Genomic DNA, 14,095 nt, shown 5'->3' with positions numbered 1-14,095 from the left:
CAAGCCCGCTCCCACAGGGTCGGTGTCGAGTTTGAGTTTTTGTGTGTTACGCCCCCCGGTTTTTGGTGGGGGGGTTTGGGGGGGCTGCGGCCCTTGACTGTGGTTAAACAAGGAGAGATCGGGATGGTTTTTTCGTCCAACGTGTTCCTGTTTTTGTTCTTGCCGATCTTTCTCGGCTTGTACTACCTGAGCGGGCAACGCTATCGCAACTTGCTGCTGCTGATCGCCAGCTACGTGTTCTACGCCTGGTGGCGGGTGGACTTCCTCGCGCTGTTCGCCGCGGTCACGCTGTGGAACTACTGGATCGGCCTGAGGGTCGGTGCCGCCGGCGTGCGGACCCAACCGGCGCAGCGCTGGCTGCTGCTCGGCGTGGCCGTCGACCTGTGCATCCTCGGCTACTTCAAGTACGCCAACTTCGGCGTCGATAGCATCAACGCGATGATGACGTCGGTGGGCCTGGAGCCGTTCATCCTGACCCACGTGCTCTTGCCGATCGGGATCTCGTTCTACATCTTCGAGTCCATCAGCTACATCATCGACGTCTACCGTGGCGACACCCCGGCGACCCGCAACCTGATCGACTTCGCGGCCTTCGTGGCGATCTTCCCGCACCTGATCGCCGGCCCCGTGTTGCGTTTCCGTGACCTGGCCGACCAGTTCAACAACCGCACCCACACCCTCGACAAGTTCTCCGAGGGCTGCACGCGGTTCATGCAGGGATTCATCAAGAAGGTCTTCATCGCCGACACCCTCGCGGTGGTGGCCGACCATTGCTTCGCCCTGCAAAACCCGACCACGGGTGATGCCTGGCTCGGCGCGCTGGCCTACACCGCGCAACTGTATTTCGACTTCTCCGGCTACAGCGACATGGCCATCGGCCTGGGCTTGATGATGGGTTTCCGCTTCATGGAAAACTTCAAGCAGCCTTACGTCAGCCAGTCGATCACCGAGTTCTGGCGGCGCTGGCACATCAGCCTGTCGACCTGGCTGCGCGACTACCTGTACATCACCCTGGGCGGCAACCGCAAAGGCACGTTGATGACCTATCGCAACCTGTTCCTGACCATGCTGCTCGGTGGTCTGTGGCACGGCGCGAACATCACCTACATCGTCTGGGGTGCGTGGCACGGCACGTGGCTGGCGATTGAAAAAGCCATCGGCCTCAACACTTCGCCACGCCGTTTCAACCCGATCCGCTGGGCGCTGACTTTCCTGCTGGTGGTGATGGGCTGGGTGATCTTCCGTGCGGAAAACCTGCACGTCGCCGGCCGCATGTACGGCGCGATGTTCAGCTTCGGCGACTGGTCGCTGTCGGAACTCAACCAGGCCAGCCTCACCGGCCTGCAAGTGGCAACGCTGATCGTGGCCTATGTGACCCTGGCGTTCTTCGGCCTACGCGACTTCTACACCAACCAGCCACCGGTCAAGACCAGGCCTGCGGTGAACGTCGACAGCGACGGCCCGGCCGCCGCCGAACCGGGCCTGATCAAGGCCGCGCCTGGGGATAACCCGGCGAGCATCCATCAGCCTGGCTACACCGTCGGCGTCGACGCCCAGGTGCAACCGGCCTACTGGACCGCTGACTGGTCGCGTTATGTGATGCGCGCGCTGGTGCTGCTGCTGTTCATCGCATCGATTCTCAAACTCTCGGCACAAAGCTTCTCGCCGTTCCTTTATTTCCAGTTCTGAGGGATCTGACCATGACCCGCTCATTACGCATCTTCTACATCGCCCTGTTCCTGGTGACCCTGTTGGCCCTGGGCCTGTGGTCCACGCGCAGCTTCTTCGGTTTCAGCACCAACGCCGACGCCACGGTGCTGAACGGTCGCTGGACCAAAGCGGTAGAGACGCACTACGACGACGAGTTTCCGATCAAGCGCCTGGGCACCAACCTCTGGGCGGCGCTGGACTTCAAGCTGTTCAACGAAGGTCGTCCGGGCGTTGTGCTCGGTCGCGACCAGTGGCTGTACAGCGATGAAGAGTTCCACCCGATCGTCAACGAAGAGCTGAACCTGCAAGGCAACTACGCGCTGGTCGAAGGCGTGCGCCAGACCTTGAAAGCCAAAGGCGTGCAACTGGTGATGGCAGTGGTGCCGGCCAAGGTGCGGCTGTACCCGGAACACCTCGGCGAGGTGAAACCGGCGAGCATCCACGCCAATCTCTACCAGGACTTCCACCAGCGCCTGGCGGCCGACCGGATCCCTGCGCCTGACCTGCTCGGCCCGCTGCTGAAAGCCAAACAGAACGGTCAGCAAGTGTTCCTGCGCACTGACACCCACTGGACGCCGGAAGGCGCGGAAATCGCGGCCAACCGCGTGGCCAAGACCATTGCCGACAAGTTCCCGCTGAGCGGCGAACCGCAGAACTTCGTCACCCAGCCGGCGGAGAAAGTCACGCACAAGGGCGACCTGCGTCTGTTCCTGCCACTGGACCCACTGTTCGAGAACCTGATGCCGGCGCAAGAGCCTTTGCAGAAACGCAACACCGTGGCGGCCGGCGACCAGCCAGCCGGTGACGACGCCCTGTTCGCCAACACCGAAGTACCCGTGGCGCTGATCGGCACCAGCTACAGCGCCAACCCCAACTGGAACTTCGTCGGCGCGCTGAAACAAGCGCTGCACAGCGACGTGGTCAATTACGCCGAAGACGGCCACGGCCCGATCCTGCCAATGCTCAGCTACCTGAAAAGCGATGCTTTCAAGAACAGCCCGCCACAAGTGCTGATCTGGGAGTTTCCGGAACGATATCTGCCTGTGAACAACGAAATCGGCGACGCCGACCCGCAGTGGGTCGCAGAGCTTAAACAAGCCGGCGCGCGCCAACAAAACGTAGCAATCAACACTAAATCCGAGACGCCCGACCGGGCGCAAAACTGAAAGAGAGAGGTACTTCCATGACTTTCACGACTACTCCTCGTCGTCTCGCCAAGACCTTCGCACTCGTTGCTGGTATGAGTGTGCTTTCGATGCAGGCCTTCGCCGGTGGCGACGCGGCGCTGTATGGCCCGACCGCACCGAAAGGCTCGACCTTTGTGCGGATCTACAACGCCAGCAACGCCGAAGTCAGCGCCACCGTCGGCAGCACCAACCTGAGCGACGTCGCGCCCCTGTCCAGCAGTGACTTCAGCTTCATGCCGGGCGGTGACTACAGCGCCAAGGTCGGCAGCCAGAGCCTGCCGGTGAAACTGGCCGGCGATCACTATTACACCCTGGTCAACAACGCCAGTGGCGCACCGCAGTTGATCGAGGAACCACCGTTCAAGAACAAACAGAAATCCCTGGTACGGGTGCAGAACCTCAGCGACAAGGCGCTGACCCTGAAAACCGCCGACGGCAAGACCGACGTGGTGCCGAACGTGGCTGCCAAGGGCCGTGGCGAACGTGAAATCAACCCGGTGAAAGTCAGCCTGGCGCTATACGATGGGGACAAGAAAGTCGGCGACGTAAAACCGGTCGCCCTGGAACGCGGTGAGGCCGCGGTGCTGTACGTCACCGGCAATGGCAGCAGCCTGTCGCCGGTCTGGGTGAAACGCCCGGTTTCGACGCGCTAATTCATTTTTCCGGCTGACCAGGAACCCTGCAGGAGCGAGCCTGCTCGCAATGAACTCAAGGACAACGCATTCATCCAGACAGCACGCGTTTTCGTTGACGTCCATCGCGAGCAAGGCTCGCTCCTAAAAGGGACCGAGCTGTCAGCCGGGACACGGAACAAGAACAAGAGTGAAACGACACAGCGTTCGTAGCTCTAACCAAACGATTTTCAAGGAGTAACAACATGATTCCGGTGATCTTGTCAGGTGGTAGTGGCTCACGTCTTTGGCCGCTTTCCCGTAAGCAATTCCCGAAACAGTTCCTGGCCCTGACCGGCGAGCACACGCTGTTCCAGCAAACCCTGGAGCGCCTGGTGTTCGAAGGTATGGACACGCCGATCGTGGTCTGCAACAAGGACCACCGTTTCATCGTCAACGAGCAACTGACCGCCCGCAAACTGGAAACCCAGCGCATCCTGATGGAGCCGTTCGGTCGCAACACTGCGCCGGCCGTGGCCCTGACCGCGATGATGCTGGTCAATGAGGGTCGCGACGAGCTGATGCTGGTGCTGCCGGCCGACCACGTACTGGAAGACCAGAAAGCCTTGCAACGCGCCCTGGCGCTGGCCACGGTCGCCGCCGAAAACGGCGAGATGGTGCTGTTCGGTGTACCGGCCACCAAACCGGAAACCGGCTATGGCTACATCAAGTCGACCAACGATTCGCTGTTGCCCGAAGGCGTCAGCCGCGTCTCGCACTTCGTCGAAAAACCCGACGTGAAACGCGCCACCGAGTTCGTCCAGTCCGGCGGTTATTTCTGGAACAGCGGCATGTTCCTGTTCCGCGCCAGCCGTTTCCTCGAAGAGCTGAAAAAGCACGATCCGGACATCTACGACACCTGCCTGCTGACCCTGGAGCGCAGCGCGCAGGATGCCGATACCGTGAGCATCGACGAAGCGACTTTCGCCTGCTGCCCGGACAATTCCATCGACTACTCGGTGATGGAAAAAACCCGGCGCGCCTGCGTCGTGCCGCTGACCGCCGGCTGGAGCGATGTCGGCTGCTGGTCGTCGTTGTGGGAAGTGAACGAAAAAGACGCCAATGGCAACGTCACCAAAGGCGACGTGGTCATCCAGGACAGCCGTAACTGCATGATCCACGGCAACGGCAAACTGGTGTCGGTGATCGGCCTGGAAAACATCGTGGTCGTCGAAACCAAGGACGCCATGATGATCGCCCACAAGGACAAGGTCCAAGGCGTGAAACAAATGGTCAACACCCTCAACGAACAGGGCCGCAGCGAAACCCAGAACCACTGCGAGGTCTATCGTCCGTGGGGCTCCTACGACTCGGTGGACATGGGCGGGCGCTTCCAGGTCAAGCACATCTCGGTCAAGCCGGGCGCGTGCCTGTCGCTGCAAATGCACCACCACCGCGCCGAGCACTGGATCGTGGTCAGCGGCACGGCTGAAGTGACCTGCGACGAGAACGTGTTCCTGCTCACCGAGAACCAGTCGACCTACATTCCGATTGCCTCGGTTCACCGTTTGCGCAACCCGGGCAAGATTCCACTGGAGATCATCGAAGTGCAATCGGGCAGTTATCTGGGCGAAGACGACATCGAGCGGTACGACGACATCTACGGTCGCTCCACCCCGATCGAACGTGGCGTGTCGGTGAAAACCATCGCGCAGTGATTGACCTGTAAAAAAACAAGCCCCCGTCCAGCTTGCTGCGTTCCCTATCCGCAGCGGGTTGGACGGGGGCTTTTTTTGCCTGGATTGTATGTTGTCCCGACTGGCCTCATCGCGGGCTTGCCCGCGATGAGGCCAGTCAATCCACCGCCGAAATCCCGCCCATCGCCAACCTCACCTACGCTTAGGTAGGATGCTCCTCTCTGCTTCCGAGGTTTGCGCGTCATGTTCATCGGTGTCCTGCTGGTCATCACCTGGCTGATCCTGCTACTGCGCTATCCGGCCAAAGCCCTGCCCGTTTCCATGGCCGCCGCCGTGGGCCTGGGCATCGTCGCCACGTGGGTGATCTGGATGGACCACCGCGAACTCAAGCAACTGGAACGTCTTGAATTGCGCATCAGCTACGCGCCGAAACACTGCCCTGCCGACCGGCCGCTGCAATTGACCCTGAAAAACGGCAACGACGTACCGCTGACCGAACTGCGCTGGCGTGTCGCTGCCTACGCGCCAGGCGACACGGTCAATCTCGCTGACAACCAGTACACCGCCCCGCGCTATCGTGGCCCCGGCGAATTGCAGGCCGGTGGCAACTGGGAAGACTGTCTGCCGCTGCCACCATTGCGTCCTGGCTACCGCCCGGAAACCCTGGAGTTTCGCGCCGAGCGTTTGCAGGGTAATTTCTCCGACTGAGCCCTCCCCCCTTTTTTTTGCACAAGGACCGCGCCATGCCCGTTGCGTTGATTACCGGATGTTCAAGCGGCATCGGCCGCGCCCTGGCTGATGTATTCAAAGCCGCCGGCTACACAGTCTGGGCCAGCGCCCGCAAACCCGAAGACGTGGCAGCCCTGACCGCCGCCGGCTTCAGCGCCGTGCAATTGGACGTCAACGATGGCCAGGCGCTTGAACAGTTGAGCGAGCGCATCAACCAGCAACATGGTGGCCTCGACGTGCTGATCAACAACGCCGGTTATGGCGCCATGGGCCCGCTGCTCGATGGCGGCGTGCCCGCGATGCAACGCCAGTTCGAAACCAATGTGTTCGCCATTGTCGGCGTGACCCGCGCACTGTTCCCGGTGTTGCGCCGGGCCCGAGGACTGGTGGTGAACATCGGCAGCGTCTCTGGCGTGCTGGTGACGCCCTTCGCCGGCGCCTACTGCGCGTCGAAAGCGGCGGTGCATGCCTTGAGCGATGCCTTGCGCATGGAACTGGCGCCATTTGGCGTGCGGGTCATGGAGGTTCAGCCGGGGGCCATCGCGTCGAGTTTTGCCAAGAACGCCGGCCATGAGGCCGAACAATTGATCAGCGATCAGTCGCCGTGGTTTCCGTTGCGCGAAGGTATCCGGGCCAGGGCCAGGGCCTCCCAGGACAAACCGACACCCGCCAGCGAATTCGCCGCTGGCGTGCTCAAGGCTGTGCAGCAAGGCAAGCCGCCACGGCTGTTACGCCTGGGCAACGGCAGCCGGGCATTGCCGTTGATGGCCGGATTGTTGCCCAAGGGCCTGCTGGAGTCAGGCTTGATGAAGCGGTTCGGATTGCGCGGGCAGCTCTGAGACCGGGTTATCGTTCTTCGCGGCCAGGCAGATTTTGAGGAAACACCATGACCGACTACACCGAATACTTCGACGAAGTGATCCAGGCCCACGTTGCCATCGAACAATGGCTGGCCGAAGAACGCGATGTGCGCGAACTCGAACAGTTGCTGACACGTTTTTCGCCGCAATTTTCCATGGTTTCGCCATTAGGCCGCGTGCTGGATTTTGCCGCGCTGAACGAGTTGTTCATGCTGGCCGGCGGCAAGAAGCTGGGTTTTCGTATCGAGTTGAGCGAATTGCGCGGCATTGCGCTGCATGACGGTGGCGCCACCGTCAGTTACCGCGAGCAGCAGACCGATGCGACGGGGCTGCATTCGGATCGGCGCTCGACCGTGGTGTTCGAGAAACAGGCGGACGGCAAGGTGCTGTGGCGACATTTGCACGAGACGTTTAGCCAAGTCTGAAATTGTTGTGGCGAGGGAGCTTGCTCCCTCGCCACAATGTCATGCTTGTCCAGGAGCTACTCACCAGCCGCAGGCTTCACCACCACCGTACACGTAATCCCCGCCGCCAACAGCACGCCTTCCGGCACTTCGTCGATGTGAATCCGCACCGGCACCCGTTGTGCCAGGCGCACCCAGTTGAACGTCGGGTTCACGTCGGCGATCAACTCACGGCTTTCCGGGTTGTCGCGGTCGTAGATGCCGCGCGAGATGCTTTCCACATGGCCCTTGAGCACTTCGCCGCTCATCAGCTGCATGTCGGCCTGATCGCCCACGCGCACATGGGGCAGTTTGGTTTCTTCGAAAAAGCCGTAGACCCAGAAGGAATTCATGTCGACCACGGCCATTTTCGCTTCACCAATGCGCGCGTAGTCGCCGCGATGCACATTGAGGTTGGTCACGTAACCGTCCACGGCGGCGCGGACTTCGGTGCGTTTGAGGTTCAGTTCGGCGGCTTCCAGTTGCGCCTGGGCCTGCTGGTAGTCGGCCAGGGCCGAGTCGGCGAGGTTACTGGCGTCATCGCGGTTTTCTTTGGAGATCACCAGGTTGTCCATGTCGGCCCGGCGATGGGCGTTGACCTTGCGCATCTCCCACGTGGCCTTGCGCGACGCCACCAGCGACTGTGCCTGTTTGACCGCCAGGCGATAGTGCTCGGGGTCGATCTGCATCAGCAGGTCACCCTTCTTCACCAACTGGTTGTCACGCACCGGCACGTCCACCACTTCGCCAGTGACATCGGCGGCGACGTTGATGATGTCGGCGCGTACCCGCCCGTCGCGGGTCCATGGTGTCTCCATGTAGTGCACCCAGAGGGTCCGGCCGATCCATATCGCCAGGGCCAGTACCAGCAGGGTTGCGAGCAGGCTGAATAGCTTTTTCATCAGGGTGTTCTCAACGGTAGACAGTCAGCGCCAGGGCGCCGAACAGACAGGTAAACAGACTCAGGCGCAGCAGCGCCGGGTGCCAGAAGAAGCGGTACAGGTCGAACCCGGACAGGAAGCGGTCCAGCGCCCAGGCCAACGCCGCCGCGATCAAAAACATCAGTGTCATGGTCGGCATGTACACGCCGTGGAAGGCGATTTCACGAGGCATGTTCAAGTCCTTGGGGCTTGGCAGTGGCGATGGCATGGGTGTAGCCGGCGAGCGGTGATTGCGGGTCCAGCAGCGAAGTGCGGATGAAGTGCAGGTAGCTCTTGACCCGGCGCAGCGCCGAGGTATCGAAGTGCGGAGCGAATGGTTCGTCGGTGGCTTGCACGCGGCTGATGGCATGGTCGACCGCGATCAATGCACGCTCCTGATTGCTCTGGCCGGGTTGCAGGAACAGCCGCACCAGCGCTCGGCCCATCACGCGGATCGACTGGCGCCACGGCTGGGATTCGGCATAGGCGGGATGCACCGGCAGGATCGCCTGCTCCTTGCGCAGCTCAATGATCGCGTGCCCCACTTCCAGCACCACGAACATCCAGCGCAGCAGGTTTCGCTGGACCTGCGGCTGCCCCGCCGCGAAGCCATAGGCCTGATGCACCAGGTCACGGGTGCGGCTTTCAAAACTCGACGCCAGGCCCTTGAGTTTGCCACTGATGGCGTACACCACCTGACCACGCAGATCCTGCTCCAGTCGCCGCCACAGCCAACGGCTGTTGGGCGGCAGAATGATCGCCCCCGCCGCCGCGCACACCAGCATGCCCAGCACCATGGCGATGTAGTCGTTGATGAAGCTGTACGGGTTGTAGACCGTGAGATTGTCCGGCACCGAACCGGTACTGAAAAAGATCAGCAGCCCCAGCCCGACCCCGGCGTACTGCGGCCGCGAGGCGAGGAACGAACCCAGCACGATCACCGGTGCGAGCATCACACAGAGCAACGGGAAACCATCGATCCACGGGAAAATGAAGAACATCTCGACGAAGCCGATCAGTGCCCCGAGGAAGGTGCCGCAAGCCATTTGGAACGACATGCGCTTGGGGTTCGGAGTGGCGGCGGAGAGGCCGACGGTGGCGGCGGCGATCAACGTCATGGTCGCCCCGCTCGGCCACGCCGTGGCGACCCAATAGCTGCCCAGTACCACCAGGATGAACGCGGCGCGAATGCCCGAGGCCGCTGACACCAGCCAACTGGTCTGCGGCGTGAACGGCTCGTCCCAACGCTCCCGTTCGTGGCTGTGATCGGCCAGTGATGCGTGGGTCTGTGCGTAACTGTGCAGGTCATCGACAAAGCGATAGAGCAGCTCGTACGCCGTGTGGAAATCCAGTTGCTCGGCGTCGCTCGGCTGACTCTCCTGGAAAATAGCCCGCAGGCTGCGCACCCGTGCCGGCAAGCCTTCCTTGTAAGCGCTCAGGGCTGTCACCAGACGCGCCGCATCGGCGTTGGTCAGGGCGCGACCGCTAAAGCCGTCGAGCAACTCGGCGAGGTCCTGCAACCCCGGTTTGATTGCGGCCACCACTTGGTCCGCGGCACTGCTGCGCAGACGTTCCAGCAACTGGTGCAAGGCGTTGAAGCGGGTGGTGATGCCCATGAACTCGCTGTTCAAGCGACTGAGCCGACCGTTGCGCCGACGCATATGCGGGTCTTCGAACACGGTGACGCTGCGCAGCCCCTCCAGGCCCACGGCCTCGGCGATGAAGCGCACGTTGCCGGCCTCGAATGCCTCGCGCTGGCTGCGCCCACGCAACCCGTCGGTGACGAACAAGGAGAACACACCGAAACGCTGATACAAGGCGTTGCGCATGGCGGCACTGGCCGATTGCGGCAGGATCGCGGCGCTGACCAGGGTCGAGCAGAGAATCCCCAGGGAGATTTCCAGCACTCGCCAGACCGCCGCCATGAACGCACCTTCCGGATGCGCCAGCGCAGGCAAGCCGACCATTGCCGCGGTGTAACCGGCCAGTACGAAACCGTAGGCGCGGAAGTTGCGGCAACGGGCCGCCCCGGCCGTGCAGATACCGACCCAGATTGCCAGCGAACCGAGGAACAACTCGGTGTTCTGCGCGAACAGGGCGATCAACGCGACCATCACCGACGACCCGGCCAGGGTGCCGAGGAACCGATAGAAACTCTTGGCGAATACATGACCGCTCTGCGGCTGCATGACGATGAACACCGTGATCATCGCGGTGCGTGGCTGCGGCAGCTCCAGGCGCATGGCCAGCCACAGGGTCAGGAATGCGGCGATCAACACCTTGAAAATGTACACCCAGGTCACGCCGTCGCTGCGTGCCCAGTCAAAGAACCCCCGGCGCCATTCCAGGGAATACAGCCAGCGCAGAGGTGCGGGCAAAGAAGTCATGGAGTCCTGCTCACTTGGGAAAGTCTGGAAACAATTGACGCCCTGTGGCGAGCGAGCTTGCTCGCGCCGGGCTGCGAAGCAGCCCCAAAACGCTGGCAGTCATTGCTGATGTTGTGAGTGCTGCGCACTCAAGCGGGAGCAAGCTCCCTCGCCACAAAGATGGCCTGGCCTGATGCATCCGGGTCACCTCAGCAGTCTCGGCGTTTTCGGCGCGGCTGTCTGACTGTCCTTGGGCACATCGTTACCGGCCCCCAACCCGCCGCCGAGCGCTGTCACCAGCTCGGCATGGGCGCTCAGTCGCGCCGCCTGCACCTGCTGCTGCACTTGCTGCTGTTTGAACAACAGGGTCTGGGCATTGAGCACGTTGAGGTAATCGGTGAGCCCGCGCTGATAGGCGATCATCGCGATGTCATAGGTTTTCTGCGCGGTCGCCACCGATTCGGCAGCGAAAGCCTGCTGCTTGTCCATGGACTCGCGGCGGATCAACTGGTCGGAGATGTTCTTCAGGGCATTGACCAGGGTCTGGTTGTACCTGGCCACCGCCATGTCATAACCGGCCGACGCTTCACCCAGCTCCGCGCGCAGTCGCCCGCCGTCAAAGATCGGCAAGGAAATCGCCGGGCCGACGCTGTAGTTGAGTTTCTTGCCGGTCAAAAACTCCAGCGCGCCACCGCCAGTCGCCATGTAGCCGAGGCTGCCGACCAGGTCGACGTTGGGATAGAAACCGGCATGGGCAACGTCGATACCACGGGCCTGTGCCGCGACTTGCCAGCGACTGGCGACCACGTCCGGGCGCTGACCGAGCAACTGCGCCGGCAACGCCGACGGCAATTTCAAGGCGGCGCCCAACGACAGGGTCGGGCGCTGCAACCGCGCGCCCTCGCCCGGCCCCTTGCCGGCAAGGGCGGCCAGTTGATTGCGGCTCAGGGCGATCTCTTCGTCCAGCGCGTCGATCTGACGATGGGTTTCCGGCAGCGGCGTTTCGGCCTGGCTGACTTCGAAATGGGTGCCGATCCCGCCGTTCAAGCGCTTTTGCGCCAGTTCGAGGATCTGCTGTTGCTGCTTCAAGGTGGCTTCGACGATATCCCGCTGTGCGTAATGCAGCGAGAGTTCGATGTAGACGCGCACGATGTTGTTCTGCAGTTCGAGCTGGGCCTGGCGCGCTTCGGCGACGGTCATGTGGGCCATGTCCACGGCGCGCTCGGTGGCATTGCTTTCACGACCCCAGAGGTCAAGGGCGTAGCTGAAACCCAGTGCCGCGTTGTTGTCCCAGGTGGTGGTGTTGGCCAGCTCACCCGGGCCATAGAACTGATCGGTCGGCCAGTTGTGGCGCTTGAGGGTCGACTCGCCATTGATCTGCAGCGATTCGGCAGATTCTGCGACCCCAGCCAGGGATTTGGCCTGACGCACCCGGGCGGCGGCCATGGCCATGGTCGGGCTGCCTTGCACGGCGAGGTCGATCCAGCGGTCCAGTTGCGGGTCGCCATAAGCCTGCCACCACTGGGCGGTCGGCCAATGCGCATCCTGAGCGGCGCTTTGGATGGCTTCATCGGTGACCAGTGCATTGGCCTCCAGCGCCTTGCCCTGCGGGGCAATACCTCCGGTTCCGATGCAGCCGCTGATTGCCAGGGTTAAAGCCAAAACACTGAGCGGTTGAAGCGCTCTGCTGATGCGACGCGGCACTGCTGCGATATCCTGAGGTGGGGGATTATTTGCGGGATGCGCAATTCTAGGGGGCGGCCGGAATGGCGATAAGCCGGGATTCCTGTGAATCTTTGTTACCGTTAACGCGATAATCCCTTGGTCGGGGTCTCAGTCTTTGAAACTTCGTGTCACAATTTGCCATCGAACCCGAGAGCACCCCATGGACACATTGCAAAACATGCGCGCCTTCAGTTACGTGGCCGAGGCTGGCAGCTTCACCGCCGCCGCCGTACAGCTGGATACCACCACGGCCAACGTCTCGCGCGCGGTCTCCAACCTGGAAGCCCACCTGCAAACCCGTCTGCTCAACCGCACGACCCGCCGCATCGCCCTGACCGAAGCCGGCAAGCGCTACCTGCTGCGCTGCGAACAGATCCTGGCCTACGTCGAAGAAGCCGAAGCCGAGGCCAGCGACGCTCATGCGCGCCCGGCCGGACAGCTGAAGGTGCACACCATGACCGGCATCGGTCAGCACTTCGTGATCGACGCCATCGCCGGCTACCGCAAGACCCACCCGGACGTGACCTTCGACCTGACCATGGCCAACCGCGTGCCGGACCTGCTCGACGAGGGCTACGACGTCTCCATCGTGCTGGCCAGCGAACTGCCGGACTCGGGGTTCGTCTCGCAACGCCTGGGAATTACTTACAGCATCGTTTGTGCCTCCCCGGCCTACGTCAAAGCCAACGGTTGCGCGCAAAAGCCCAGCGACCTGCTCAACCACGCCTGCCTGCGCCTGGTGAGCCCGGTGATCCCCTTGGAAAAATGGGCCTTCGACGGCCCGGACGGCCAGGAAATGGTCACCATCAACAGCTCGCCCTTTCTGGTGAACTCCGCCGACGCCATGAAAAGCGCGATCACCAGCGGCATGGGCGTCGGCGTGCTGCCGCTGTACGCCGCGATCGACGGCCTGCGCAACGGCACCCTGGTACGCGTGATGCCCAAATACCGCTCCCAGGAACTGAACCTGTACGCCATCTACCCGTCGCGGCAATACCTGGATGCGAAGATCAAGACTTGGGTCGAGTATTTGCGTGGATCGCTGCCGGAGTTGTTGGCCGCGCATCAGGCGGAACTGGCGGCTTATGAATTGAGCGGAAGCCTGGCCGGAGCGCGAATGGCGAACTGAGCCTGCCAGGGACACACAATGCTCCCACCGGGCAATGGGCTGCGTAACCCTATTCCGCGTTCGACCAACACTACTTGCAGGAGCGAGCTTGCTCCGGGCGGCGTTCCGACGATGGACGTCAACGATGACGCGGGCTGTCTGAATGCCCGCGTTGCCCGGACGTTCATCGCGAGCAGGCTCGCTCCTACAGTGGATTGATCACACCGGCGGGTGATTGGTCGGCTGTCAGGCCGCCATCGCTGCGATGCGGCGCCCCGACAAGCCAGCTCCCACAGAAAAGCAAAACGGCGCACACCCATCGCTCCTCACCACTCATCAGGCCGAGCGTTAGCTCGCCTGCAGCTCTTGATCTTGATTCACCCGCCCCTTCGGGAGGCTGAGTGGAGGTGTTCATCCGGGGAGTGGCGCGCAGCGCCGTTCGACGTAGTCGAACACGCTGCATGTAGGTCGAAGCGAAGCCGACCGGAGGGCAGTGTCCCCGGATGGATACCGCAGCGAAGGAACCCCGAGCCCCAGCGAGGGGCCGGACGCTCGGGGCGAGCCTTTTTGGGTACTTTTTGCTGGGCCGGCACTCCGGCGTTTGAAAAAAGTGCCTCGCCGTAAGGGCGAAACCGCCAGCCGCCCTCACCGCAGCAACGGATATGTACCCAACCAACCCAAAACCTGGTCGGCCCAAAGGCCGCCAAGGTCAAACCAAACTGACAGCGCCGTCAGTTAG

At 62.2% G+C, this 14,095-nt stretch carries 12 protein-coding genes; 8 read left to right on the top strand and 4 right to left on the bottom strand.

Features of this window, described 5'->3' with window-relative positions; translation table 11 throughout:
• Nucleotides 1–123 precede the first annotated feature (123 nt).
• From F7R06_RS23980 to F7R06_RS23950, 7 genes are all read left to right on the top strand, one after another.
• Nucleotides 124–1,689, top strand: coding sequence for an MBOAT family O-acyltransferase (locus F7R06_RS23980; RefSeq protein ID WP_090325000.1), 1,566 nt, complete (start codon nucleotides 124–126; stop codon nucleotides 1,687–1,689).
• Between the two features lie 11 nt (nucleotides 1,690–1,700).
• Nucleotides 1,701–2,876, top strand: a complete 1,176-nt coding sequence (locus F7R06_RS23975; protein ID WP_090325002.1) for an alginate O-acetyltransferase — start codon at nucleotides 1,701–1,703, stop codon at nucleotides 2,874–2,876.
• Nucleotides 2,877–2,893: 17 nt separating this feature from the next.
• The gene (locus tag F7R06_RS23970; protein ID WP_090325003.1) at nucleotides 2,894–3,550 is read left to right on the top strand and encodes an alginate O-acetyltransferase AlgF; all 657 of its coding nucleotides are present in this window, start codon (nucleotides 2,894–2,896) and stop codon (nucleotides 3,548–3,550) included.
• Between the two features lie 224 nt (nucleotides 3,551–3,774).
• On the top strand, nucleotides 3,775–5,226 hold the full coding sequence (locus F7R06_RS23965; RefSeq protein ID WP_090325005.1) for a mannose-1-phosphate guanylyltransferase/mannose-6-phosphate isomerase: 1,452 nt from the start codon (nucleotides 3,775–3,777) through the stop codon (nucleotides 5,224–5,226).
• A gap of 222 nt (nucleotides 5,227–5,448) precedes the next feature.
• Nucleotides 5,449–5,913 carry a multidrug transporter gene (locus F7R06_RS23960; protein WP_090325006.1) on the top strand — a complete coding sequence of 155 codons (465 nt, stop codon included), beginning with the start codon at nucleotides 5,449–5,451 and terminating at the stop codon, nucleotides 5,911–5,913.
• Between the two features lie 35 nt (nucleotides 5,914–5,948).
• Complete coding sequence (locus F7R06_RS23955; protein WP_090325008.1) at nucleotides 5,949–6,773, top strand: SDR family oxidoreductase; 825 nt, start codon at nucleotides 5,949–5,951, stop codon at nucleotides 6,771–6,773.
• A 47-nt stretch (nucleotides 6,774–6,820) separates the two neighbouring features.
• Nucleotides 6,821–7,219 (top strand): DUF4440 domain-containing protein, encoded by a 399-nt coding sequence (locus F7R06_RS23950; protein WP_090325010.1) that lies wholly within the window; start codon nucleotides 6,821–6,823, stop codon nucleotides 7,217–7,219.
• 56 nt (nucleotides 7,220–7,275) lie between these two features.
• Here the strand turns inward: F7R06_RS23950 and F7R06_RS23945 are convergent, their stop codons facing one another.
• The 4 genes from F7R06_RS23945 to F7R06_RS23930 form a co-directional block, all read right to left on the bottom strand.
• Nucleotides 7,276–8,139 (bottom strand): efflux RND transporter periplasmic adaptor subunit, encoded by an 864-nt coding sequence (locus F7R06_RS23945; protein ID WP_090325011.1) that lies wholly within the window; start codon nucleotides 8,137–8,139, stop codon nucleotides 7,276–7,278.
• 10 nt (nucleotides 8,140–8,149) lie between these two features.
• A complete protein-coding gene (locus F7R06_RS23940; protein WP_047532914.1) occupies nucleotides 8,150–8,350 on the bottom strand; it encodes a DUF1656 domain-containing protein in 201 nt (66 codons plus the stop codon).
• Nucleotides 8,340–10,544: an FUSC family protein gene (locus tag F7R06_RS23935; RefSeq protein ID WP_090325013.1), complete on the bottom strand. Its 2,205-nt coding sequence runs from the start codon at nucleotides 10,542–10,544 to the stop codon at nucleotides 8,340–8,342. The genes F7R06_RS23940 and F7R06_RS23935 overlap by 11 nt, the downstream gene beginning before the upstream one ends.
• 183 nt (nucleotides 10,545–10,727) lie before the next feature.
• Entirely contained in the window at nucleotides 10,728–12,227 is a 1,500-nt protein-coding gene (locus F7R06_RS23930) for an efflux transporter outer membrane subunit (RefSeq protein WP_090325015.1), read from the bottom strand.
• 181 nt (nucleotides 12,228–12,408) lie between these two features.
• Here F7R06_RS23930 and F7R06_RS23925 point away from each other — a divergent pair, with 181 nt between their 5' ends.
• Complete coding sequence (locus F7R06_RS23925) at nucleotides 12,409–13,377, top strand: LysR family transcriptional regulator (RefSeq protein ID WP_090325016.1); 969 nt, start codon at nucleotides 12,409–12,411, stop codon at nucleotides 13,375–13,377.
• Nucleotides 13,378–14,095: the final 718 nt, after the last annotated feature.

The organism is Pseudomonas moorei, from assembly GCF_008801475.1.
GTDB lineage: Bacteria > Pseudomonadota > Gammaproteobacteria > Pseudomonadales > Pseudomonadaceae > Aquipseudomonas > Aquipseudomonas moorei.
This window is presented reverse-complemented; position numbering and strand designations above follow the sequence as displayed.

Coding starts and splice junctions, on each gene's coding strand:
- F7R06_RS23980 (WP_090325000.1), top strand. CDS start 124: ATGGTTTTTTCGTCCAACGTGTTCCTGTTTTTGTTCTTGCCGATCTTT.
- F7R06_RS23975 (WP_090325002.1), top strand. CDS start 1,701: ATGACCCGCTCATTACGCATCTTCTACATCGCCCTGTTCCTGGTGACC.
- F7R06_RS23970 (WP_090325003.1), top strand. CDS start 2,894: ATGACTTTCACGACTACTCCTCGTCGTCTCGCCAAGACCTTCGCACTC.
- F7R06_RS23965 (WP_090325005.1), top strand. CDS start 3,775: ATGATTCCGGTGATCTTGTCAGGTGGTAGTGGCTCACGTCTTTGGCCG.
- F7R06_RS23960 (WP_090325006.1), top strand. CDS start 5,449: ATGTTCATCGGTGTCCTGCTGGTCATCACCTGGCTGATCCTGCTACTG.
- F7R06_RS23955 (WP_090325008.1), top strand. CDS start 5,949: ATGCCCGTTGCGTTGATTACCGGATGTTCAAGCGGCATCGGCCGCGCC.
- F7R06_RS23950 (WP_090325010.1), top strand. CDS start 6,821: ATGACCGACTACACCGAATACTTCGACGAAGTGATCCAGGCCCACGTT.
- F7R06_RS23945 (WP_090325011.1), bottom strand. CDS start 8,139: ATGAAAAAGCTATTCAGCCTGCTCGCAACCCTGCTGGTACTGGCCCTG.
- F7R06_RS23940 (WP_047532914.1), bottom strand. CDS start 8,350: ATGCCTCGTGAAATCGCCTTCCACGGCGTGTACATGCCGACCATGACA.
- F7R06_RS23935 (WP_090325013.1), bottom strand. CDS start 10,544: ATGACTTCTTTGCCCGCACCTCTGCGCTGGCTGTATTCCCTGGAATGG.
- F7R06_RS23925 (WP_090325016.1), top strand. CDS start 12,409: ATGGACACATTGCAAAACATGCGCGCCTTCAGTTACGTGGCCGAGGCT.